General features: G+C 40.1%; 13 protein-coding genes. All 13 read left to right on the forward strand.

The annotated features are described in order from the left end of the window. Positions 1–118 precede the first annotated feature (118 nt). The 13 genes from QZ576_RS05790 to QZ576_RS05850 all read left to right on the forward strand — a co-directional run bounded on the left by QZ576_RS05790 (position 119) and on the right by QZ576_RS05850 (position 25,908). Entirely contained in the window at positions 119–3,442 is a 3,324-nt protein-coding gene (locus QZ576_RS05790) for a TonB-dependent receptor (RefSeq protein WP_297094998.1), read from the forward strand. 12 nt (positions 3,443–3,454) lie between these two features. Further along, positions 3,455–5,143: a RagB/SusD family nutrient uptake outer membrane protein gene (locus QZ576_RS05795; RefSeq protein WP_297095000.1), complete on the forward strand. Its 1,689-nt coding sequence runs from the start codon at positions 3,455–3,457 to the stop codon at positions 5,141–5,143. 373 nt (positions 5,144–5,516) lie between these two features. Further along, positions 5,517–6,074 (forward strand): RNA polymerase sigma-70 factor, encoded by a 558-nt coding sequence (locus QZ576_RS05800; protein WP_297095002.1) that lies wholly within the window; start codon positions 5,517–5,519, stop codon positions 6,072–6,074. A gap of 104 nt (positions 6,075–6,178) precedes the next feature. Beyond that, positions 6,179–7,315 carry a FecR family protein gene (locus QZ576_RS05805; protein WP_297095004.1) on the forward strand — a complete coding sequence of 379 codons (1,137 nt, stop codon included), beginning with the start codon at positions 6,179–6,181 and terminating at the stop codon, positions 7,313–7,315. A gap of 81 nt (positions 7,316–7,396) precedes the next feature. After that, positions 7,397–10,846 (forward strand): TonB-dependent receptor, encoded by a 3,450-nt coding sequence (locus QZ576_RS05810; protein ID WP_297095007.1) that lies wholly within the window; start codon positions 7,397–7,399, stop codon positions 10,844–10,846. A gap of 12 nt (positions 10,847–10,858) precedes the next feature. After that, complete coding sequence (locus QZ576_RS05815; RefSeq protein WP_297095009.1) at positions 10,859–12,793, forward strand: RagB/SusD family nutrient uptake outer membrane protein; 1,935 nt, start codon at positions 10,859–10,861, stop codon at positions 12,791–12,793. A 116-nt stretch (positions 12,794–12,909) separates the two neighbouring features. Beyond that, a complete protein-coding gene (locus QZ576_RS05820; protein ID WP_297095011.1) occupies positions 12,910–14,106 on the forward strand; it encodes a DUF5000 domain-containing lipoprotein in 1,197 nt (398 codons plus the stop codon). A 94-nt stretch (positions 14,107–14,200) separates the two neighbouring features. Next, the gene (locus tag QZ576_RS05825) at positions 14,201–15,304 is read left to right on the forward strand and encodes a DUF4998 domain-containing protein (protein ID WP_297095013.1); all 1,104 of its coding nucleotides are present in this window, start codon (positions 14,201–14,203) and stop codon (positions 15,302–15,304) included. Between the two features lie 222 nt (positions 15,305–15,526). Beyond that, a complete protein-coding gene (locus QZ576_RS05830; RefSeq protein WP_297095014.1) occupies positions 15,527–17,572 on the forward strand; it encodes an alpha-galactosidase in 2,046 nt (681 codons plus the stop codon). Between the two features lie 99 nt (positions 17,573–17,671). Beyond that, positions 17,672–19,120 (forward strand): alpha/beta hydrolase fold domain-containing protein, encoded by a 1,449-nt coding sequence (locus QZ576_RS05835; RefSeq protein ID WP_297095016.1) that lies wholly within the window; start codon positions 17,672–17,674, stop codon positions 19,118–19,120. A gap of 55 nt (positions 19,121–19,175) precedes the next feature. Further along, a complete protein-coding gene (locus QZ576_RS05840) occupies positions 19,176–21,029 on the forward strand; it encodes an FAD-dependent oxidoreductase (RefSeq protein WP_297095018.1) in 1,854 nt (617 codons plus the stop codon). Between the two features lie 21 nt (positions 21,030–21,050). After that, complete coding sequence (locus QZ576_RS05845) at positions 21,051–23,222, forward strand: glycoside hydrolase family 3 N-terminal domain-containing protein (protein WP_297095020.1); 2,172 nt, start codon at positions 21,051–21,053, stop codon at positions 23,220–23,222. A 31-nt stretch (positions 23,223–23,253) separates the two neighbouring features. Beyond that, positions 23,254–25,908 (forward strand): glycoside hydrolase family 2 TIM barrel-domain containing protein, encoded by a 2,655-nt coding sequence (locus QZ576_RS05850; protein ID WP_297095022.1) that lies wholly within the window; start codon positions 23,254–23,256, stop codon positions 25,906–25,908. The last annotated feature ends 7 nt before the right edge of the window (positions 25,909–25,915 follow it).

Below are 25,915 nucleotides of genomic sequence, written 5' to 3' on the forward strand. Positions count from 1 at the left end.
TACGATAACAAAAAGAATAAAATTGTCAAATTCAAACCATCACAAAATTATGGAAAAAAATCGAAAAATGGTTGGATCGGATTTTTTGTGTCCCGATCTAACAAAATTGATTAGAATTATGAAACTAACTAGCTTTTTGATATGTTTTGCTGTAGCCCAGGTTTTTGCGGTAAATACTTACGCGCAAGTAACTCGTTTGTCGCTTGATATGAAAGGCGTTACAGTTAAAGATGTCCTATTTGAAATTGAAGGAAGTAGTGAATTTTACTTTCTCTATTCAAACAAACTTATAGACGTAAAACGAAAAGTTGATGTGAACATCAACAATAAAAAAATTGAAGATGTACTTAACGACTTATTTCTTGGAGAAGGTGTAAAATACCTCATCAATGATCGCCAAATTATTTTGAGTTCTGAAGATTTGCAATTTCGCGATTCTGATAACTTCTTACAGCAATCAAGGAAAGTAACAGGAACCGTAAAATCCGAAACAGGAGAAACGCTTCCCGGAGTAACTGTGGTTATTCAAGGAACAACAATTGGTACAGTTACAGATATGGACGGAAAATTTTCGCTGAGTGTTGAAAACAGTTCCCAGGTTCTAGTATTCTCGTTTGTGGGAATGGCAACTCAGGAAGTTTCGGTTGGTAGCCAAAACAATTTTTCGGTTGTTATGCAATCGGAAGCAATTGGAATTGAGGAAGTAGTCGCCATTGGTTACGGAACTGTAAAAAAGAGCGACTTAACCGGTGCTGTGGGGGCAGTTAAGGGCTCGGTAGTGTCCGAACGCCAAACTACTCAGGTTTCGCAAGCTTTACAGGGAGCCATGGCAGGTGTTATGGTAACCCGCGATAATAGTGCGCCTGGAGCTAGCTCAACCATTCGAATCAGGGGGATTACAACAATCGGTGAGAGTAGCCCGCTTGTAATTGTTGATGGAGTCCCGGTTGGAAGTATAAACGATGTAAACCCGAATGACATCGAAAATATTTCAGTACTAAAAGATGCAGCTTCAGCTTCAATATACGGTTCGAGAGCAGCTGCGGGAGTAATCTTGGTTACAACAAAACGTGCAAAATCGGGCGATCTGTCGTTGGATTATAATTTTGAATATGGTATTGAGAAACCTACAGAAATGGTTGATTATACTGATGCGGTTCGTTATATGCAAATGGTAAACGAGTTGCGTTGGAACGATAATGGAAATATTGAAGGTGGTGAATACCCAACATACACGCAGGATCTTGTGGACAATTATGCGTCGCTTAATGCTGAGAATCCTGACCAGTATCCTGATACTGACTGGTCGGCCCTGATATTGAAAGATAACGCACCACGTCAAAGTCATTCGATTGGTATTACTGCCGGATCGAAAGCCGTTAGAACCAAGGCAATTTTATCGTACGACAAAACAGATGGGTTATACATGGGGCGGAGTTACGAACGGCTGACAGCACGCTTTAACAACGATGTTAAAATAAATAACGCTTTGTCTGCTTCAATAGACTTTTACGCAAAGAGGTCTATTTCCAATAATCCGAGTAGAGATCCGATGTATAGCATGCGTATAGCTGCACCAGTTTATGCTGCTGTTTGGTCTAATGGACTGATTGCAGAAGGAAAAGCCGGCGGCAACATTTACGGAGAAATTAAAGAGGGAGGTTATATAACAAATTGGTATAATCAGGTCGGTGGTAAAATTGCTTTAGACTTTACTCCGATTGAAGGACTAAAACTTTCAGCTGTTATTTCTCCGCGGTTCAATTACAACAAAGGAAAAGATTTTCAGAAAAAAGTAGAATATACTAACTACGATGATCCCAATACCTTTGTGGGAACTCTGGCTTATTCTACATCAACAAGTTTAACTGAATCGCGTGATGATAGTTACCAGATAACAAAGCAGTTTATTGCAAATTACACAGAGTCTCTGAACGCGCATAATCTGAATCTGATGGCTGGTTATGAGGATTACTCCGCATTTTATGAAGAATTGGGTGCCTCAAGCGATCAGTTTGAGCTATCATCATTCCCCTATCTTGACCTAGGAAATGAGAACTACCTAAGCAACAGTGGAAATGCATATGAGAATGCCTACCGTTCTTATTTTGGCCGTGTAATGTACAATTACAATAACAGGTATTTCGTACAGGGAAATATTCGTTACGACGGATCATCTCGTTTTGCAAAAGATTACCGCTGGGGAGCTTTCCCATCCTTTTCGGCAGGTTGGGTAATTTCCGAGGAATCATTTATGCAGGATATTTCATTGTTATCATTTCTAAAACTTCGTGCTTCTTGGGGATCATTAGGTAATGAACGTATTGGTAATTATCCATACCAGTCGACAATGGGATATGCACATGCACTTTTTTACCAGGGGCACGAAGTAGTTTCTGCTCAAACAGCAGCGCAGTGGGCTTATGCAATTGAGGATATCTCGTGGGAAACAACCGAATCGCTCGATTTTGGTTTCGATGCGGTTTTCTTTGATAACCGATTTCATGTAACGGCTGATTATTACAGGAAAAAAACAAAAGATATGTTACTCGATTTGGAGATTCCTGATTACATCGGATTTGATAATCCGGATCAAAATACCGGAGAAATGAAAACTAAAGGCTGGGAGCTGGAGTTAAGCTGGAACGACCGTATTGGTGATTTCTCTTACTCCGTATCTGCTAACTTATCCGATTTTACATCTGAAATGGGCGATCTTGGAGGTATTCAATTCCTTGGCAGCCAGGTAAAATTCAAGGGTAGTGAATTCAACGAGTGGTACGGTTACATTTCAGATGGCTTGTATCAAAGGCAGGAAGAGGTGGATAATTCAGCCGTGCTGAATTCGGTTGTAGCTCCCGGCGATATAAAATACAAAGATATCAGTGGACCGGATGGAGTGCCGGATGGTATTATCTCTTCAGATTATGACCGTGTGTTACTTGGAGGTTCATTGCCGCGCTACATGTACGGAGGTAATATTCGTTTAGGTTATAAAAACTTCGATTTCTCGATGGTAATTCAGGGCGTTGGTAAACAAAACGTTCGGATGAGCAATATGATGGTACAACCATTGCTTGACAACTGGGGAAATATGCAGAAAGAAATTGATGGAAATTACTGGAGTGTATACAATTCAGAAGCTGAAAATCTTAGTGTAAAATACCCACGTTTAACCTATAACAACAGAAGCAATAACTATGCAATGTCGGATTACTGGTTGTTTAACGGAAGATATATGCGCTTAAAAAATATGACACTGGGATACAATATCCCGACTTCAGTATGTGAGAAGATGAATATCAATAATATCCGTATTTATGGAACTGTTTCAGATATTTTGTCGATTAATAAATATCCAAAAGGATGGGACCCAGAGGTGTCTGGAAAAGGGTATCCGATTACTGCTTCTTATCTTTTTGGTGTTTCTGTTAAATTTTAAAGGCTAGCAATTATGAAAATTAAATTAATATATACACTATTAGTACTTCTGGTATTTACGGCTTGTGCAGACCTGGATTTAAGTCCGCTGTCTGAAGGATCAAGCGAGAACTGGTATTCTGATGAGACTGAGATAGAAATGGCTATCAACGACCTGTACAGAGAGGTATTCTGGAAAGCAGATGACGATTTATGGACTGACGATATGTTAAATCGTGATGCAACTACTGCCATTACAGGAGGAACCTTAAGTGGCGAAGACGTTACTGTTTCAACCTGGTGGGGACATATTTATAAAGCAATAACACGGGCCAATACACTGTTAAAAAATCTTGATGAAATTACAGATGAAGTTTCGGCTGATAACTTGAATAAGTATAAAGCTAATGCACGATTTAACAGGGCTTCGCAATACTCAATTCTTATTTCACACTGGGGCGACGTAATATTTTCAACTGAAATAATTGGTTTGGATGAATCGTTCACCATGTCGAGAACAGACAAGGAAGTAATACTTCAGCAGATTTATGAAGATTATGATTTTTCAGCTACATATTTACCTTTAAATTACGGTGGCTCTGAAAATCAACAGGCTACAAAAGGTGCAGCTTTAGCAATGAAAGCCAGAATTGCTCTTTATATGGGAGATTTTGATATTGCACGCGACGCCGCCAAAGCATGTATGGATTTGGGGCAATATGTATTGGCTGCAGATTATGGCAAAATGTTTTTGAGTTCAACAAAAAATTCGGAAGAAGCCATTTTTGTAATTCCCCGCTCAGTAGAATTGGGTGTTGCTCCAACATACTGTAAAGGTTTTGCTACACGCAACCCGGGAGGTTATGCAAGATATTCTCCCTCATATGAGCTATTCTCTTCGTACCTATGTACAGATGGTTTACCTATTGATGAATCGGCACTTTACGATCCGCATAATCCGTTTGTAAACCGTGATCCACGTTGTACCGAAACAATTGTTGAATTTCAGACAAGACACCTGGGGTATATGTATCAGCCACATCCCGATTCTTTAACATGTTATAATTTTGGTTCGGGAACTTATGTGAAGAATAACGATTCACGAGCAAATAACCAGTATGCTGCTTTTAACGGGCTGGTATATAAGAAAGGAATTGATGAAGATTATACGGATGATTGGAAAACAGATCCGGATAGAATCGTTATGCGTTATGCAGATGTATTGTTGATGTACGCTGAAGCAAAAATTGAGTTGAACGATATTGACCAATCAGTGTTGGATGCAATTAACCAGGTGCGAGCGCGAGCCTATAAAGTAGATGTTGAAGATGTAGCATCATATCCTTCGGTAACAGCAACTGATCAGGCTGAATTGCGCACAATAATTCGCACTGAAAGACGCATGGAGTTTGCTCTTGAGGGGCTTCGCTATATGGATATTTTACGTTGGAAATTAGCAGAACAAGTTTTAAACTTACCTATTTACGGGGTGTTGGATCCTGAAGAGGCAAGAGAAAAATTGGTTAATACCGGATTGTGGTTTTTTGCTAGTACTCCTGAAATTGACGAAAATGGAATTGCTGATTTTTCCTCAATGTATAACAACGGATATTTGAAGCTTTTAGCATTACGTGTATTCGATCCAGAAAAAAATTATTTATGGCCAATACCTTCGAAAGAGATTCTAATTAACGAGAATCTTGTACAAAATGAAGGCTATTAATAGTTTAGTTATTATGAAGCCTGCCTGAAAAGGCAGGCTTTTTCCCGTGTCTTTGATTCCGTTTTTGTTATGTCGTTCTGTTTTCCTCAGTAGATTTTTTCTGAGTTTTCCGGGTAACCGGTAGCAGGCAAAGTATACTTACTTGCCACTACTATAATGAATATTGGCAGAAAAATTCCACATCTCAAAAATGGAATTGCTACCCGTGTAATATTTTATCACGTTAGATTTTTAATAGTGGAATTAGTATGGTTGAATAAGCAAAATTCTAACATGTAAGCATATAGCATTGTCTTTCCGTGGGGTGATTTTAAGAGAGAATGATCGATCTACATTGCTGTAATTTTCCTGTTAGTTTAAATGAGGAAGAACAATGAGAAACTCAGATCAACTTATTTTAAACGAATTACGAAAGAAGAACAAACACGTTTTTGAGGCAATTTTTTACGAATATCATCAACCTTTGTTAAGGTTTGCCGAACACATTGTTTTTAATCGCGATGTGTGCGAAGATATCGTTCAATCAGTATTTATATCGCTCTGGGAAAATACAGATTCCATACATATTCATAAATCTTTACAATCATGGCTTTTTCAGGCCGTACGTTACAAAGGTCTTACATATCTGCGCGATCTTAATATCCACGACAAGCACAAGTTAATCTATCTTGAATACGAAATCTCTGAAATGATAGAATCGGAAAGCAGCGATACTTCAGAACTGGAAAAGAAAATAAGTAGCGCAATTGAAAACCTCCCTCCCGAAATGCAGAAAATATTTCGCTTAAAATATCTCGAAGGATTAAAAGTGAAAGAAATTGCCACCGAATTTCAGATTTCAGAAAACACCGTAAAGACCCAGCTAAAGCGCGCGAAACGCAACCTTCGGGCGCAACTTTCAAAGGTGTCATTTATCTACTTTTATTTTTAGGAATATTTTTTCCTGCTTTTGTCACCCCTTTACATTTTTCATGGGACATTGATAATGTACAGCAGAGCTAAAGCAATTTATTGCAAGTAATTAGGCGCTAATACATGAATAAAAAACGAAATATTGATTTTAGTCTGATCTGGAAAAAAATTCACCAGAATGAGTCTGACGACAGTGAGCTGAACGAGTGGTTAAATGGATCGGAAAAGAACATAGCCTTTTTCAAAAATGCCAAAAGGTTTTATTACGGGGGATCAACATTTAAAACCAACCCGGTTTCTTCTGACGCCGCTTTCAAAAAACTTCGTACGGTAATTATGCGTCACCGTATTATTCAAATTGGGGCATCGGCAGCAGCAATTCTGGCAGTAGTATTTTCAGTTTCTATTCTGCTTAATAAAACGCACACCGAAGATTTTGTTTCAAGTGCAGAGATTACGCCGGGATCAAACAAGGCAGTTCTTGTGTTGAATAATGGTTCGGAGGTGAATCTTTCAGAGCGGCAGAAAGTGCTCTTAAAAGAGGAAGATACACAAATAACCAGTAATGGTAAAATGCTTGAGTATCATTCTGCAAAAAAGAAAAAAATACACAAAAAGCAAATCATTTATAACACATTAAAAGTGCCACGTGGAGGTCAGTTTTTTGTGGTCTTGTCTGACAGTACCTGTGTTTGGCTAAATGCAGAGTCAGAGCTTCATTATCCGGTTACTTTTTCCGGTAAAAAAAGGGAAGTTACACTGGTTGGTGAAGCTTATTTTGAGGTTGCGAAAAATGAACATCAGCCCTTTATTGTAGATTCTGAAAACCAGAAGATTGAGGTTCTGGGTACATCCTTCAACGTTTCGGCTTACGCAAACAACGAGTTTATAAAAACCACCCTTGTTGAAGGGAGTGTAAAGATCAACAGCTCTACGCAAGAGGTTTTCCTCGAGCCATCGCTTCAGGCAGTAGTCGATCCCAAAAATGGAAATACAGTTACACTGCCGGTAAAGACTGAATTATATACGGGTTGGAAGGAGGGGAATTACTATTTCGAAAATGAAGCGATTGAAACCATCCTGAAAACCATCTCGCGGTGGTACGATTTTGAATACGAATTTAAGAAACCGGCTGCAAAAAAGATGAGATTTACCGGAAGTATAAACAGGGAACAAGAACTGGAAAATATATTTAAAATTATTGAAGAAACTCAACAAATTAAAATGACTGCCTATGAAAGAAAACTTGTGATTCATTAAAAAAAAAAGCGGCAGATGCTGACATCATCTACCGCCAAATACTTTTTAGAATAACCAAAAGATTAATTCCAAATCAAATTTATGAAAAAAAATGAAGGAAAGGCTTCCCTTTTGGGGAGAAGCATGATTTTACGAACGAAGATTACATTACTCTTTGTAGCTCTTTTTGTAATGCAGGGTTTCTCCAGCGTGTACTCGCAAACCGAAATATTAAAGCTAACAAAAACAACAGGAACTATCAGTGAGATACTGGAAGCGATTGACAGACAAAGCGAATTTCGTTTCTTTTATGCCGCTGATTTATTTGATGAAACCGGAGATATAGAAGTGGAAGAAACTGAGCTTACCATGGATGTTTTTCTGGGAAAATACATTGCACCACTGGGCTTTCATTATACTGTTACTGACCGAACCGTTATTATTCGTAAAAAGACCGAAGAGCCGGCGGAAACTAAATCTAAATTAAATGACATTGAGGAAACAATTCCGGTAAAGGGGGTTGTAAGCGATGATATAGGAGCACCACTTCCCGGAGTAACAGTAGTGGTTGTTGGTAGTACCCGTGGAGTAATTACAGATATTGATGGAAAGTTTGAGATTGATGTGGAACCAACTGCAAAATTAAATTTCTCTTTTATTGGCATGACTGACCAGCAAATTGACGTAAGTAACCGCTCAGTTATAAACGTAACACTTCAACAGAAATCAGAAGAACTGGATGATATTACAGTTGTAGCATTCGGCCGGCAAAAGAAAGAGAGTGTTCTGGCTTCAATTAGTACGATAAAAACAGAAGATTTAAAAGTGCCGTCGAGTAACCTTACGACTGCACTGGCAGGTCGGATATCAGGATTGATCTCTTATCAGCGAAGTGGTGAGCCGGGACAGGATGATGCCAGCTTCTTTGTGCGTGGTGTTACTTCTTTCTCGTATGCTTCCGGTCCGCTTATTTTGATTGACGGTGTTGAAATGTCGTCATCGGATTTAGCTCGTTTGCAACCTGATGATATCGCCAGTTTTTCGATTATGAAGGATGCTGCTGCAACTGCACTTTATGGGGCGCGAGGAGCCAATGGTGTTATTCTGGTTACTACAAAAGAAGGTAAAGAAGGAAAAGCAACCATATCTTTTCGTTACGAAACCTCTTTTTCTATGCCGACGCAGGAGGTTGATTTAGCCGATCCGGTTACATATATGAAGATGAATAATGAAGCTGTTCTGGCACGCAATCCCTTATCGGCCGTTCCGTATTCTTACGAGAAAATTGATAATACGATTGCCGGAACCAATCCTTACGTTTACCCGGCTACCGACTGGTATAACATGTTGTTTAAAAACTATACCATAAACCACCGAGCAAATTTTAATGTAAGTGGTGGTGGTAAAGTTGCTCGCTATTATATTGCCGGAACCTACAACCAGGATAATGGTGTTTTAAAAGTAGACCAAAACAATAATTTCAATAATAATATCGATTTAAAAAGGTATCTGCTACGCTCAAATGTCAATATTAATATTACAAAAACAACAGAAGCTGTTGTTCGACTGCACGGAACATTTGACGACTATACCGGGCCTATCGATGGTGGAACTTCATTATATAAAAAGGTAATGCGTTCAGACCCTGTTTTGTTTCCTGCCTATTTTGAGCCCGACGAGCAATATAGCCATGTTACTCATACTCTTTTTGGGAACTATGATCAAGGACAATACATAAATCCCTATGCCGATATGGTAAAAGGCTACAAAGATTATTCAAAATCAAAAATGCTCGCTCAATTTGAATTAAAACAGGATTTGAGTTTTGTAACGGAAGGCTTGAGTATTCGTGGACTTTTTAATACCACCCGCTACTCTTATTTTGACGTTAGCAGATATTATAATCCCTTTTGGTATTCAGTCGCGAGCTACGATAAACCCACTGACACTTATGTCCTAACGCGATTAAATCCGGAAGATGGAACCGAATGGCTTAGCTACGATGAAGGTGCTAAAATTATTTCTTCAACGACCTATGCCGAAGCAGCTATTAATTACGATAGAACCTTTGAAAAGCATAGTGTAAGTGGTTTGCTGGTTACGCAAATGAGAAATAGAATTGAGCCTAATGCTTCGACATTAGCACTTTCACTTCCGTCGCGAAACCTTGGGCTTTCAGGTCGTTTTACCTATTCGTATGACAGTCGTTATTTTACCGAATTCAATTTCGGTTATAATGGTTCCGAAAGGTTTGCCGAAAACGAACGTTTTGGATTCTTTCCATCCGTTGGTGCAGCATGGATAGTTTCAAACGAAGGATTCTGGAACGCGGATATCAGCAAAATCGTTAATAACTTAAAATTGAAGGCAACCTATGGTTTGGTTGGTAACGATGCAATAGGGGATGCTAACGATCGTTTTTTCTACCTGTCAGAGGTTAACCTTAATAATTCCGGAAGGGGTTTTACCTGGGGGGAAGATTCCAAATATTCTGTTAATGGAGTTGGAACATCGCGTTATGCTAACGATCAGATTACTTGGGAAATATCGAAAAAGCTGAATACCGGAATTGAGCTTGGTCTATTTGATAAGCTTAATATTCAGGCTGATTTTTACACCGAGCATCGCACAAATATATTAATGGATCGTGCCGACATTCCGACAACAATGGGATTACAGGCTACGCCTCAAACAAATGTTGGAGAGGCAAAAGGTAAAGGGATTGATCTTTCGGCAGACTATCAGCATTCTATTAACAATGATTTCTGGATTACCGGTCGTGCCAATTTCACATATGCAACATCAAAATTTGAAGTTTACGAAGAGGTTGACAACACAAACACACCCTGGTTATCGCATGTGGGGCAGCCAATTTCGCAAACCTGGGGTTATGTCGCCGAACGTTTGTTTATTGATGAGTACGATGTAATTAATTCTCCGACACAAACTTTTAGTGAGTATATGAGTGGCGATATTAAATACCGCGATATTAACGGAGACGGTCAGATAAACTCCTTGGACAAAGTGCCGATTGGGTATCCTACTCAGCCTGAAATTGTTTACGGTTTTGGTATTTCTACCGGATACAGGAACATTGATTTTTCTTGCTTTTTCCAGGGACTTGCAAGAGAATCGTTCTGGATAGATGCATATAACACTGCTCCATTTATTGATACTGACGGCAGCTCAAGTACCATATCTAAAAATTCATTGCTACAAGTTTATGCCGATAATCATTTTTCAGATGATAATCCTGACATTTATGCTTTGTGGCCTCGTTTATCGGACCAATACATTTCTAACAATACACAAACCAGTACCTGGTTTATGAGAAATGGTTCTTTTTTGCGACTGAAATCGGTTGAGTTCGGGTACACACTACCTAAAATGCTAACTGAACAGATTGGTATTACAAATCTTAGATTTTATTTCTCGGGAACCAACCTGTTAACCTTTAGCAAATTCAAGCTTTGGGATCCTGAAATGGCAGGAAACGGATTGGGCTATCCAATTCAGAAGATATTTAATCTTGGTGTTCAGGTTTCATTCTAAAAAACAGAAAAAATGAAAAAGTTAAAAATTACTGTAATATTATTTATTCTGCTTTTCAACTTTGCGTGTTCCGATTATTTAGATGTGGTTCCGGATAATGTCCCCACAATCGATCATGCTTTTTTGGACAGAACCAGTGCTGAGAGATATTTAGCAACTTGTTATACGTATTTTCCAAATTTATCCGATCCTGCTGGCGATCCGACCATTCTTGGTAGTGATGAATGGTGGGCGATCGAAGAGGATCAGTACTTGGGGCGTTCAGCAAATTTTGCTGGACTAAAAATTAAAAAAGGTGAGCAAAATTCGAACAGCCCTTTCTTTAATGCCTGGGATGGCTACAATGGTGGAAGAGCCTGTTACAGGGCCATTCGCGATTGTAATGTCTTCCTCGAAAATGTCCACAAGGTAGGAAATGACTTAAGCGATGCCGAAAAAAGCCGGTGGATTGCCGAAGTAAAAGTGTTAAAAGCGTATTATCATTTTTACCTGATGAGAATGTATGGACCGATACCGTTGGTTAAAGAGAATTTGCCAATTTCTGCCGGTATTGATGAGGTACGGGTTTACAGAGATTCTTTTGAGGAAGGAATCGATTATATTGTTGGTCTTCTGGAAGAGGCTACTCCCGACTTACCATTGGAAATTCTGAATGTAAGTACCGAGCTGGGACGAATAACAAAGCCTATAGCATTGGCGTTAAAAGCTCAGATATTGGTTACAGCTGCAAGTCCTCTGTTTAATGGCAACTCTGACCTTGTGGGTATGGTTGATAGCCGTGGGATGCAGTTGGTAAATTCTGATTACGATCCTGCAAAATGGGTAAGGGCTGCCACTGCATGTAAGAATGCAATTGATATTTGTTTAATGGCAGGACATGAGCTTTATGAGTTCACCAAGCAAACCAACATCTCTGATTCAACAAAACGTTTAATGTCACTACGACATGTGGTTACCGACCGGTGGAACAAGGAGATTATCTGGACGGAGTCAAAATTGAATATGGATGCCTATCAGTATTCTACTACTCCGTTCTTTACAGTCGAAGAAGCTCAGTGGGGTCATGTTCACCCATTTATGTATCCTACTTTACGAATGGCAGAGCTATTTTACTCGAGTAATGGTGTTCCGATTGATGAAGACACGCAATTTGATTACCAGGGAAGGTTCGATACTGAAGCTGCTCCCGAAGAATCGAAATATTACATCCAGCCTGGTTACGAAACTGCAAAATTGAATATTGGAAGGGAAACAAGGTTTTATGCCAACCTGGCATTTGATGGAGCTACATGGTTTGGAAACGGAAGGTTTAAAGATGTTGGAGATGGAAACATCAACGAGCAACCCTGGATTATTCGCACCAAAAAAGGTGAGCCACAGGGAAAAACATCAAATCTGAGGTATTCCTCATCAGGTTATTGGGTGAAAAAAACAAGTCATTTTGAAAGTGTGAGTTCATCGTCATCTTCAAATGTGAGAGTGCGGTCTACATTCCCGATTATTCGCCTGGCCGATCTGTACTTGTTATATGCTGAAGCGCTCAACGAGTCGCTTGATGCCCCTAATCATGAAGTTTATGAATATATCGACAGAGTGCGTGAACGTGCAGGATTACCGGGAGTTGTTGAAAGTTGGCAAAATGCATCACGCTATCCATCAAAGCCCACCTCTAAAGAGGGAATGCGAGAAATAATTCAGCGTGAAAGAATGATTGAACTTGCATTTGAAGGGAAACGCTTCTGGGATATTCGCCGTTGGAAAACTGCCCTGGAGTGGTTAAATCAGCCAATCAGAGGTTTAAATCCCGACGGGGAAACAGCTGCGGAGTTCAATTCGGTAAGGGTAATTTATACACCACATTTTTCAACAAAAGATTACCTGTTCCCAATTCGACAGTATAACATGAGGGTTAATCCTAACTTGATCCAAAATCCATACTGGCAATAAAAATTGTAAACTTAATTTATGCATGAAATGGAACAAGCATTCAAAAGGACTTTCGTAAGAAATGAAGAAATTGATACGAGTTCCGGAGTTATGCTAAATTTTTAAAATATAAACGAATGAAAAAATATATTATAAACATTGCGTTTCTTATGTTCTTTGTGTATTCGTGTACTGAGGAACAGATTGGGCAGTATCCTGTCGACGATATTCCTCCGCAGGAGGTGTTGAATCCGGTTGTGGAAAATTTTAAAGGAGGAGCATCCATAACATATGATCTGCCCGGTGATAAGGATCTACAGTATGTAAAAGCTGTTTATTCCTTACCAACAGGCGAAGTAAAAGAAAAACTGGCATCATCATTTATTAATGAGTTAACTATTGAAGGTTTTGCCAGAGCAGCAAAAACGAATGTTAACCTAATTTCAGTAGATAAGAGCAGAAATGAATCGGATCCGGTTATCATTGAAATAGAACCGGCTGATTCACCCATTTTCGATGTTTATGCGAGTCTTGCTGTAGTTGCCAGCTTTGGTGGTATTAAAATCACCTGGGAAAACCCGGAACAAAAAGATATTGTGGTAGGAGTGGTTATTAAAAATGAAGATGGCACCTATGATCAGGTGGAAAGTTTTTATACTTCGGTAAGTAATGGTCTGGGAGCTGTGCGGGGTATGGAACCTGTGGAAACTGAATTCGGTGTTTATATTCGGGATGTTTACGATAATTACACTGATACGCTTATTACTGTACTCTCTCCATGGGAAGAATCTGAACTGGATAAGGATCAGTGGCGTGGCTTACCGCTTTGTTCAGAGTTTTCGCTTTCGCAATGGGGAAAACCGATTGAATGTATGTGGGACGGTGCCACAACAAACAGCGACTTTTATTATATAAACAGAACATCTTCCACCCCCATATTCTTTACGATGGATCTGGGTGTGACAACTAAACTTTCGCGCTTTAAGTTTTGGGCTCGTAACGGTTATTATTTTAACCTGCACCATCCAAAGGAGTTTGAAGTTTGGGGAACGAATGATCCGGCTATTGCCAATGCCAACGGTGATGCATGTTCGTGGGATGGCTGGGAATTGCTATACACGGGCATTTCAGAAAAACCATCTGGCCCAGATGTTGTTTCGCAAAGTAATCTGTCAAGCGAAGATTTGGCTCTGGCTATGTCGGGTGAAGAGTTTGAGTTTCCATTGGAAGTTCCTGAAGTACGGTACATTCGTTTCCGTACGCTTCGCACCTGGACTGATTCAAATAGCTCATTCATTGCAGAGTTAACGTTCTGGGGACAGATTAATGAGTAAACACATGGTAAATGAGAGTTAATTTTTATGGAATCAAGTAGTGGTGAAGCAGAACCGATTTCATCAAAATCATTAAAATTTAGAATTAAAACACATGAAAAATATAAAATATTTAGGATTGATATTCGTATCCATGTTTATGATTCTGCTTTCTTGTTCAGATATGAATGATGTTCATGATCAATATCTGCGAGATGGTGAAATTATTTACATCGGACGCGTTGATTCTGCCAAAGTTTTTGCCGGCAATGAGCGATTTGATTTACGCTATTGGATTACTGATCCAAGAGCTAAAGAATTAAAAATCTATTGGGATGAAAAACGTGATTCTGTAGTGGTGCCAATTCCTGAACACTTGGCTTCTGAAAGTATTGATGTTAGTGTTGGAGATGAAACTCCAATGACTGAGGGAAGTTATACATTTCAATTAGTTTCAAATGATAAAGATGGCCTTACATCAGTTGTTTTCGATCAGATCGGAAACGTTTATGGTTCAATGTTTCAATCCACCCTAGTTCAACGGTTTGTAAAAGAAACATCATACAATGCAGATAACAACCAGTTAATCATTACCTGGGGAGATCCAATGTCAGTCAGAGACATAGGTGTTGAAATGACTTATTTCGAAGGAGATGAAGAAAAAGTTATCGAAATATTGAATGAAGATGGTACACAAACGGTAATTGATGATTATAATATTGAAAAGGGAGCAACTTTCAGGACAATGTATTTGCCCGAGGAAGGAGCAATCGATACGTTCTTTACAGCATCGTCTTCAGTTGAGATCATTCAGAATGTAGCACTGAAGAAAATCGTTACCGCGAGCAGTTTCCTCAGAGAAGGATTTGAGGGATCGAATGCTGTTGATGGTGTTATTTCTTCTGCCTCGCGATGGATAACCGTTTCCGATGCAGGACTGGAACACTGGATTGAAATTGATTTGGGACGAGAATATAGTTTAACTTCGTTTAAGGTGTACAAATACCTATACAACCAGTACCTTATTCCAAATTTTTATTTCCAGGTAAATGTTAGTGGTGAATGGGTAAATGCTACTGAAGTGAATAACTTTTTAGGGGAAACCTACACCGGAACTTTTGATGAGGAAATTAGTACAGATAAAGTGCGGATTTTTGTTCCCGATTACGAAGACAACATGGTGAGAATAATGGAAATTGAAGTATATGCTAAGCTTTAGGTAGACAGTAGCTTATAGGGAATAGAGGAGAGGAAAGGCTGCATAATCGTATTTTGAATTATTGGATCAGAATTGCTATCAAATTGAGCTAGAATTCTGTAGAAGTATCCAATTCTTTTGTGTAGCCTTTTTCTTGTTTTTGAACGTCAGATCGATTGTCCTTTGCTCGTTTTTAAAGGGTATATATACAAGAAAGAATTTAAACAACTTAAACCATAGTCAATGAATATTTTATATGCAGGCAGTAAAACTGTTTTTAGGGTACTGGTAAGTGGATTATTTATGGTTGCTTGTTTTTATACAGGGAATGCTCAAACACGGGCAATCCTGAAAAACGACACATTAACACTTTCGAATTCATTAATAAAACGACAATTCCTCTGGAATAATGGAGAGTTGTTAGCTTTAAATTTGACAGATATTCAAAGTGGTAAGAATCTGCTTAAAACAGCGAGCAATCCTGCATTTCGTATTACCGAAAAAATTTCGTTAAAGGAATCATCCTTTAAAACAGAAGAGCTTGCTGCTAACAATCTGCATTACGCCTATTTAAAGGCAGAGGTTATACTTGATTATGGAACTTTTAAACTGAAACGTATATTTCGGATCCTTGAGAATGTGCCGGCAATCGAGTGCGAAAATTATCTTTGGATAGCGGAGGATTCTGATTTTGATAGGACGGAAAACTTTCTGCAAACACCGGTTATACTTGAAAATATCGAAACAAGTATAAAGTATCCGCATTTGAAAGCTGTTGAATTTTTCGATAGAACCGATCAGAATAATAACCTTGTAAAAGAAGAGGACGCGGTGGCATTTACAAATCCTGTGGAGTTAAAAGGTAATTTGTTGCAGATTACTTCTTCTGAATTCGGCGAACCGGGTGTTTTTATACTGAAGAAAGCGCCTTGCTCATTTGTGCAGTTAAGTTATCCCGGCTATGATTTTAAGTCGGCCCGAAATTCGATAAGTGTTGTCGGTGCCGGTATTTCAAACCAAGCCTTAATTAAAGGCGAATGGATAAAACTTTACGGTTCAGTGGTTGGCGTTTTTGATGGCTCCGAACGTGGTTTTACACACGCTTTGCATTCATATCAGAAATCAATTCGCAGAACTTTTGCCGAACGCGATGAAATGATCATGATGAATACCTGGGGTGACAGAAACAAGGATGCCAGCATCAGCGAAGCGTTTTTAAAAGCCGAATTGGATGCCTGCGAAAAGTTAGGTGTTTCACATTTTCAGGTCGACGATGGCTGGCAACAGGGACTTTCGCAAAACTCTGCTCAGGCGGCCGGAGATAAATGGGATTTGTGGTCGAAAGAAGACTGGGAACCTCATGCAGAACGTTTGCCAAATGGCTTTAAACCAATCGTAGAATATGCCCGAAAAAAGAATATTCAGCTTGGGCTTTGGTTTGCTCCAAGTAATTATAATAGTTATGAAAACTGGGAGATGGATGCAGAAATTATTCTGAATTTATATCACACTTATTCCATTCGATACTTTAAAATTGATGGAACGATGTTGCCCGACAAGCTTGCTGATCATCGTTTACGAATGCTTTTTGATAAAGTGTCAACCGAGTCCGATGGAAATATTGTAATCAATCTGGATGCTACAGCCGGCAACCGAGCCGGGTATCATTACCTGAGTTCATACGGCAATATTTTCCTTGAAAATCGCTATACCGATTGGGGGAATTATTATCCGCACTGGACGCTTCGAAATTTGTGGCAACTATCTGCCTATGTTCCTACCAGAAATTTCCAGATTGAGTTTCTGAATAAATGGCGCAATAAAGCCGTTTATGGCGAAGATGATCCATTGGCGCCGTATTTCATTCCGTTCGAGTACCAATTTGCAATTACCATGATGGCGCAGCCACTGGCCTGGTTTGAAGGAACCGGTTTGCCGGAAGAAGCAATGAATATTGGAGGTGTCATAAAAAAATACCGCAGCATTCAGGCCGATATTCACACAGGCGATATTTATCCTATTGGAGACGAACCCAGTGGTTATGGCTGGACAGGTTTTCAGTCGGTTAAAGATGAAAAAAGCGGTTATGTACTGGTCTTTCGTGAGAAAAACAAGGAAGCATCCCGGTTGATGAAAACACTGTTGCCTGAGAAAAAAAATATAGTGTTGACACCCGTTTTAGGCCAGGGGAAACGAATTGAAACCATGCCTGATTCAAACCATGAAATACAGTTAGAGTTACCTGACGAGTTTTCTTACTGTTTATATGAATATACCGTTGAAGATTAGAATAAATTTCCTGAGTTTGTTAGCATGCAGATAAAGATGCCATTATATGGTTCCTGTTTCATAATCCTTGTTTTAATTTTCGGTTTATGTGCATGTAATGTGGAAAAACAAAAGGAACAGAATTTAAAACAAACCAAACGAATAACACTCCTTGGTTTGGGAGATTCGATTACCGAAGGAGGAGAAGCTTTTCATTCGTATCTGTTTCCGTTGTGGGAGCGTTTATTTACCGCTGGCTACCAGGTCGATTTTATCGGGCCGCGAAGTAGTAAATGTCGCATCGGGCAAATTAAACATTGTGGTTTTAGCGGAAAAGATGCTGAGTTTCTGGACACACAAACCGATAGCATTTACCGCACATTTCCGGCTGATGTGGTGTTGCTTCATTCCGGTCACAACCATTTTAATTCCGAAAGTCCGGTTCAAGGAATTGTGAAGGCTCAAAAATCAATAATTACCAAAATATTGGCCATTAATCCTGATGCAAAAGTTCTGGTTGCAAACGTTATTGAAAGTGGCAAGTTGCCTAAATATGCCTATCTCCCTGAGTTGAATCAGAAGATTGAGAAGATGGTGGATGAGTTGAATCTTCCAAATGTTATTTTAGTAGATCAGTCAAAAGGTTTTAAATGGGAAAAGCATAGCATCAACGATAAAGTGCATCCAAATTCTGATGGTGCTGAATTAATGGCTAATGTATGGTTTGAGACTTTAAAAGAGATTCTACCAGAGCCTGCACATGCTTTTCAACCGGAAGTAGTAAATTATAAAACTACAAAACAAGGAAGTTTAGATCTTCATATTTTTAATCCTGAAGATTTCTCTGAAAAGCAGAAGCATCCGGCGATTGTATTCTTTTTCGCCGGTGGCTGGAACCTGGGAACGCCCTTGCAGTTTTATCGCGAATGTGCCTATTACGCATCAAAAGGATTTGTAGCTATTTCTGCCGATTACCGTATCAATTACCTTAACCACTCAACACCATTTGAAAGTGTGGAAGATGCCAAAGATGCAATTCGCTGGGTTTGTGCAAATGCCGATGAGTGGGACATTGATCCGCGGCGTATTGTTGCAGCAGGGGCTTCTGCCGGTGGGCACTTGGCAGCCGCTACCGGAACGCTGAGAGAGGAGGGAGCAAATGATTGTAAACCGAATTTATTGCTGTTGTATTACCCGGTTATCGACAACAGTGAAAATGGTTATGGCCCCGACACGATTAGAAGTAACTATCAGAAAATATCGCCTCTGCATAATATCGATTCAGAAACGCCACCGGCACTTTTTATTCTGGGAACTGAAGATCCGTATATTCCGGTAAATACTGCCAAGGTATTTCAGGCGCGTATGGAAGAAAATGGAGTTGAGTGTGAACTACATCTTATTGAAGGAGCCGGACACCCGATTTTTTATTATTCGAAGACTTTGACACAGGAATTTTACACCATTAGAAAACTCACCGATGAGTTTCTTTTCAAGTATGGCTATCTGAATAAATTTCGGAAGGGGAACAATAATGGCTGGTACAAATTGGATAAAACAGCATTATAAAAGTAAATATCTGAAAAACGGAATATACATGTTACAGGAAAAAATCAATAAAGCTATGAAATACACATTCTTAATTACTTTTTTATTTTGCTCATTTTTGCTTTCAGCACAAAAAAACTCAGTGCTTATTGAAGCCGAAAGTTTCAGTGAGAAAGGTGGCTGGGTTGTCGATCAGCAATTTATGGACCTAATGGGATCGTCGTATCTGATGGCCCATGGAATGGGAGTTCCTGTGCCCGATGCAAAAGCAACAATTATGGTTCCTTCAACCGGAGAATACAAGGTTTTTGTACGCACGTTCAACTGGACTTCGCCATGGTATAAAGGCGAAGGTCCCGGGAAGTTCAAACTCTTGATCAACGGTAATCCTGTAGGCGATGTTTTAGGAAATTCAGGTTCTGAGTGGATGTGGCAAAGAGCCGGAGAGGTGAACATACCGAATAAAGAAGTAACGCTAAGTTTACACGATCTGACCGGCTTTAACGGCCGTGTAGATGCAATTTATCTTACAAAAGGCGATGTTGTACCTCCTGCAGATTTGGCGTCGCTGACCAGGTTCAGAAATAAACTGCTTGGTTTACCCAAAAAACCAACAGATGCGGGTGAATTTGATTTAGTGGTAGTCGGTGGCGGTGTGGCTGGAGTGTCTGCTGCAATATCCGGTGCCCGACTGGGAATAAAAGTGGCACTTATTCAGGATCGCCCGGTTTTAGGAGGAAATAACAGTTCTGAGGTTCGTGTACATTTGGGCGGTAGAGTTATGGTTGAGCCTAATCCTTCACTGGGTAAGATCGTTAATGAAATTGGGCCAACCAAAGAAGGAAACGCCCAGCCTGCAGCTTATTACGAAGATGATAAGAAAATGAGCATGGTACTGGCTGAAGAAAATATTACATTGTTTGCAAGTTGTCGGGCTTTTGCTGTAAAAAAGAAAAGTTCGCGGATTACACAGGTAATTGCTAAAAATATCGAAACCTCGGAAGAATTATCTTTTTCTGCTCCCTTGTTTGCCGATTGTACCGGTGACGGAACCATTGGTTATTTGGCAGGAGCCGACTTTGCAATGGGCCGTGAAGGACGGAATGAATACGACGAACCCAGTGCCCCAGAAGTTGCTGACGGTATGACGATGGGTGCTTCTGTTCAGTGGTATTCGCGCGAAGGTGAAAATGCAAGTTCATTTCCTGATTTTCAATATGGAGTTGAATTTAATCAAGCAAATACACAGCACGTAACAATGGGAGAATGGACCTGGGAAACCGGTATGAACTATGATCAGATTTCAGAATTCGAACGAATCAGAGATTATGGATTGTTGGTCGTGTATTCCAACTGGTCATTCCTAAAAAATCACAGTGCGGAGAAAGATAAATACCAAAACCGAAAACTTGCCTGGGTGGCCTATGTTGCTGGAAAGAGAGAGTCGAGGCGATTAATGGGAGATGTGATTCTAAAAGAGCAGGATCTTACTGATTATGTGGTTTATCCTGATGGCTCAGCACCAACTTCATGGAGTATCGATTTGCATTACCCCGATCCTATAAATACCAAACACTTTCCTGAAAATGAATTTAAATCAATTGCTGTTCATAAAACCATTCATTTATATCCAATTCCTTATCGTTGCTTTTATTCGCGCAATGTGGATAACCTTTTTATGGCCGGACGAAATATTAGTGTAACGCATGTTGCGTTGGGAACGGTTCGCGTGATGCGTACCACAGGGATGATGGGCGAAGTAGTAGGAATGGCCGCATCTATTGCAACTGAACATGATACTAATCCGCGCGGAGTTTACGAAAACTATTTGGGTGAGCTAAAAAGTTTAATTGATAATGGAGTTGGTAAGTACGACATGGAGAATGCACAGGAATATAACATGGGAAGAACTTTAGGACCCAAAAAGTAGAATTACACAAAACAGCATTAAATGGTTAATGATAGAAAACTCACCAGTTATATACAGCTGGCGATAGTAATTGTTTTGTTTATTGGTTTTGCAACAGCGTGCACCCAAAATGAAAAGGGTAACGATCCATTAAACAGTCGGATAAATGGACTTGTTGCTCAAATGACCCTGAACGAAAAGCTGGGGCAACTCTCTCAGCGATTTGTTGAGGATATAGATCAGGAATTACTTGATGATATTAAGGCCGGAAAGGTTGGGTCGGTGTTAAACGGAGGAACCAATTTTGTTTCACCGGAAGAGCGAAACCGCATACAGCAAGCTGCTGTTGAAGGTTCTCGATTAGGAATTCCGATCATTTTCGGCCACGACGTAATTCATGGATTTCGTACGATTTTTCCCACTTCGCTGGCTCAATCGTGTAGCTGGAATCCGGAACTGGTTCGCAAGGCAGCTTCTATTGCCGCGTTGGAATCTTCTGCTTCCGGTGTCGACTGGACTTTCGCGCCGATGGTAGATGTCTCGCGAGACCCGCGCTGGGGAAGAATTGCTGAAAGTTACGGTGAGGATACTTATTTGAATTCAGTGCTTGGAGCTGCTGCTGTTAAAGGATTTCAGGGCGAGGATTTAACTGATGAAAGAAGCGTGGTTGCCTGCATGAAACACTTTGTTGGATACGGTGTTGCCATGGGGGGACGCGATTATCAATATACTGATATCTCTGAAAGAAGCATGCACGAAGTTTATTTGCCATCGTTTAAAGCGGGGGTTGAAGCCGGTGCTTTAACGGTGATGAGTTCTTTCAACGATATAAACGGTGTGCCGTCGTCGGCAAATAAAAAATACCTGCGCGAAACACTAAAAGAAAAATGGGGCTTTGAAGGTTTCGTGGTTAGCGACTGGGACGCGGTCTCAGAATTAATTCTGCATGGTTATGCCGCTGATTCAGTAAGTGCCGCTGTCAGGGCTCTGGAGGGAGGCGTTGATATGGAAATGAAAACACTGACCTACCGAAAATTGAAAGGTCTGGTTGAAAATGGTCAGTTTCCGGAATCGATAATTGACGAAGCAGTTAAACGAATTCTTTTTGTGAAAATGAAAAAGGGACTGTTTCAAAATCCTTATGTTGATACAACCCGGATGAGCCGTGAATTACTTACAAAAGAATCAAGGGAGTTTGCGCGTAAAGCTGGTCGCGAGTCGATGGTGCTTTTAAAAAATGAAAAACATGTACTTCCGCTTACCGAGAAAATAAAATCGGTAGCTGTTCTTGGTCCTTTTGCCGAAGAATCGGAGTTAATGGGTTGGTGGAAATCCACAGGAAAAACTAGCGATGTGATTACGCCGTTAGACGGCTTAAAAGCTAATGCCCCTCACGGACTTCAGGTAACAACAAAAGTGACCAATGCAACCGATGTAGTAATTGTTTGCCTGGGAGAACCTTATAATATGTTTGGCGAAAATCATAGCCGTTCAGATATTCAGCTATACAAAGATCAGGAGGAGTTGCTAAAGAAACTAGCCAAAAGTGGAAAGCCGGTTATCACGGTAATCTTTAACGGGCGGCCATTGGATTTAAGTAATGTTGTCCCGGTATCGGATGTTGTATTACTGGCCTGGCATCCGGGAACTGAAGCCGGAAATTCATTAGCCGATGTGCTGTATGGAAAATACAATCCGGCGGGAAGATTAACCACCAGTTTCCCAAAATCAGTGGGACAACTGCCAGTATTTTATAATCACCGGAGTAGTGGCAGACCACAGTCTAACGATTATGAAGATTTGAATGCTCAGCCGCTTTTCCCTTTCGGTTACGGACTAAGTTACTCTTCGTTTAAATATGATGCTTTGCACTTATCGGCAAAAACACTTTATACCAACGATTCATTAGTAATTCAGGCTAAAATTACCAACGAAAGTGAGTTGGCCGGAGAAGAAGTGGTTCAATTGTATATCCGCGATTTGGTCGGCTCAACAACGCGTCCTGTTAAAGAACTGAAAGGATTTAAAAAGATTTGGCTGGACGCTGGTGAGTCAAAACTGGTAAGTTTTATACTAAAACCGGAAGAACTGTGTGTGTTGGATGAAAACTTCGAACCAAAGCTTGAAGCCGGAGAATTTCAACTTTGGCTGGGACCAAACTCCAAGGAGGGGCTTCAGGGAGCTCTCGAACTGGAAACAACGCCAAAGAATTAATACTTAAATTTCTGACTCGAATAAACTTGTAATGAAATCAAATGAACTAATAATAAGCCTGTTGCTGTTGTTGCTAAGTACAATGTCTCAGGCGGCACGAATTGATTTAACGATCAATAATAAATGGAAGTTTTACAAAGGAGAATTAGAAGGGCCCGAGATGTGGGAAACGGTAAAATGGGACAATTTAACCATTCCACACTCGTACAACACAGAAGATATTTATGACGAGCCAACGGGTTATTATCGTGGCGAAACCTGTTACCGAAAGGAGCTGACTAATTTGCTGAAAGGGCAGGAGTATTCGCTGTATTTCGAGGGAGTAAATCAAGAGGCTGAGGTGTATGTTAACAATCAACTGGCAGGCACACACAAAGGAGGTTACACCGGGTTTGTTGTTCCAATTTCTGCCTTTTTGAACGACGATGGCACGAACATCATCTTCGTAAAAGTAAATAACAGATTTAGTAAAGACATTCCTACTTTGAGTGCCGATTTCAGTTTTATGGGAGGGATTTACCGCGATGTGCATTTGATTGCCACTCCTTCGGTTCATTTTGCTTTAAACGAATATGGCTCGTTGGGGGTATACATTTCTTCACCGGAAGTCTCCGAAAAGAAGGCCAAGATTAAGGTTCAGGCACTTGTTCAAAACGATTCAGATAAAAAGAAAGATGTAAAAGTTTCTATTTCTATAAACGATGCCAATGGAAACATTGTAAGTAAATTCGACCGTGAAATTTCAGTTTCGGCAAATGAAACAGAAGAGTTTTTGGCCGATATGCCGGAATTGGAAGCGCCAAATTTATGGTCCCCTGATTCTCCCTATTTGTACCAGGTGGAATGTCTGTTGTGCGAATCAGGTTCTGATGAAGTTATTGACGAAGTTTCATCAGCATATGGAGTGCGGTGGTACGAATTTGATGCCGAAAAGGGTTTTTATATCAACGGTGAATTTTGCAAATTGATAGGACCAAACAGGCATCAGGATTATCAGGGGCTGGCAAATGCCTTACCCGATGCCTTGCACGAAAATGATGTGCGCTATCTGAAAGAAATGGGAGCTAACTACCTTCGGATTGCGCATTATCCGCAAGATCCTAGAATCCTTGAATTGTGTGACAAGATTGGAATAATTACTTCTGTTGAAATTCCGATTGTAAATTACATTACTGAATCGGAAGCCTTTTATAACAATTGCAAGCACATGATGAAGGAGATGATTCATCAGAATTTCAATCATCCTTCAGTTGTAATCTGGGCTTATATGAACGAAGTTTTGATCAACGATTTATACAGCAAACAACCGGAAAGACGTGAAATTTATATAGAGAATTTGTGTCATTTGGCCGGAGAGCTGGATTTGATAGCTCGTAGCCTGGATAGTGAGCGATATACAATGATTCCTAATCATGGCGATTTCTGGAAATACAACAATGTCGGGCTCACGAAGATCCCGATGATTGTGGGTTGGAACCTGTATCAGGGTTGGTATGGCGACGATTTAAATAAGTTTCAGGAATACCTTGAGATGCATCATTGGATACTGCCGGATAAGCCGGTTATTGTTACCGAATACGGTGCCGGTGCAGACCCACGTTTGCGCTCCGACCATCCTGAACGTTTTGACTTCTCATTGGAATACGAACAGGTTTATCATCAGCACTACATAAAAGAGATAATGAAGCGTGATTTTGTTGTTGGTGCAAACGTATGGAATTTGGCTGATTTTAGCTCTGAATACAGGGGCGACTCCGATCCTCACATCAACAGCAAAGGACTGATGAGCCACGACCGTCGCCCAAAAGATTCGTATTTATATTATCAGGCGGCCTTATTAAAAAAGCCTTTTGTGGCAGTTGCATCGAAGATTTCTCCTTTTCGTTCGGGTATTGCAGATCGCGACAACGAAAATATTTGTACAAAACGAATAGAAGTATACAGCAATCAGCCGGAGGTTGAGTTGTTTCAAAATGGAGTTTCGTTGGGCGTTAAAACGATTGATAATTTTGTCGCCAGTTGGGAGGTGCCATTTACGAATGGTAGCAATATCCTGCAGGTAAAAGCTGCTTCCGGAGTTCAGGATTTTCATAAAATACAGTTTAAAATTCAGCCCAACCAGGTTTCAACGTTTAATGTAAATCAGAAATTATGCATTTCGTTTGGCGATGTCAGAGAATTTTGGGACGACCTGACCAATGAGGTTTGGATTCCTTCGAAGGAATATGAAAAGGGAAGCTGGGGAACAGTTGGTGGCGAAACTTTTCGGCTAAATAATGGGAAAAGTTATGGTGCAAATAAAGAGATTTTTGGTACTTCAAATGATCCGATCTTTCAAACTCAACAAGAAGACATTGGGTCTTTTAAAGCCGATGTTCCAACAGGGGAATATGAAGTAACTTTACATTTTGCCGAGATCGCCGTAGAAAATGGACAAACGATCAGTCAGTACGAAGTAGGCATGAAAAGTGGAGAAGTGGCTAAAAACACAAAACGGATTTTTAATGTGTACATCAACGATAAACTAGTACTCGATCATTTGAATATGGCTAAAGATTATGGCATTAACACTGCTGTGAGTTTTAAAATTCCGATGTATGTAAAAGGCAATTCGTTGAATATTCGTTTCGAGGCTGTGGAAGGGTATCCCGTTTTAAACGCTCTGGAATTACGAAGAAAATATTAGCACATAA

The organism is uncultured Draconibacterium sp., from assembly GCF_913060805.1.
Taxonomy (GTDB): Bacteria; Bacteroidota; Bacteroidia; order Bacteroidales; family Prolixibacteraceae; genus Draconibacterium.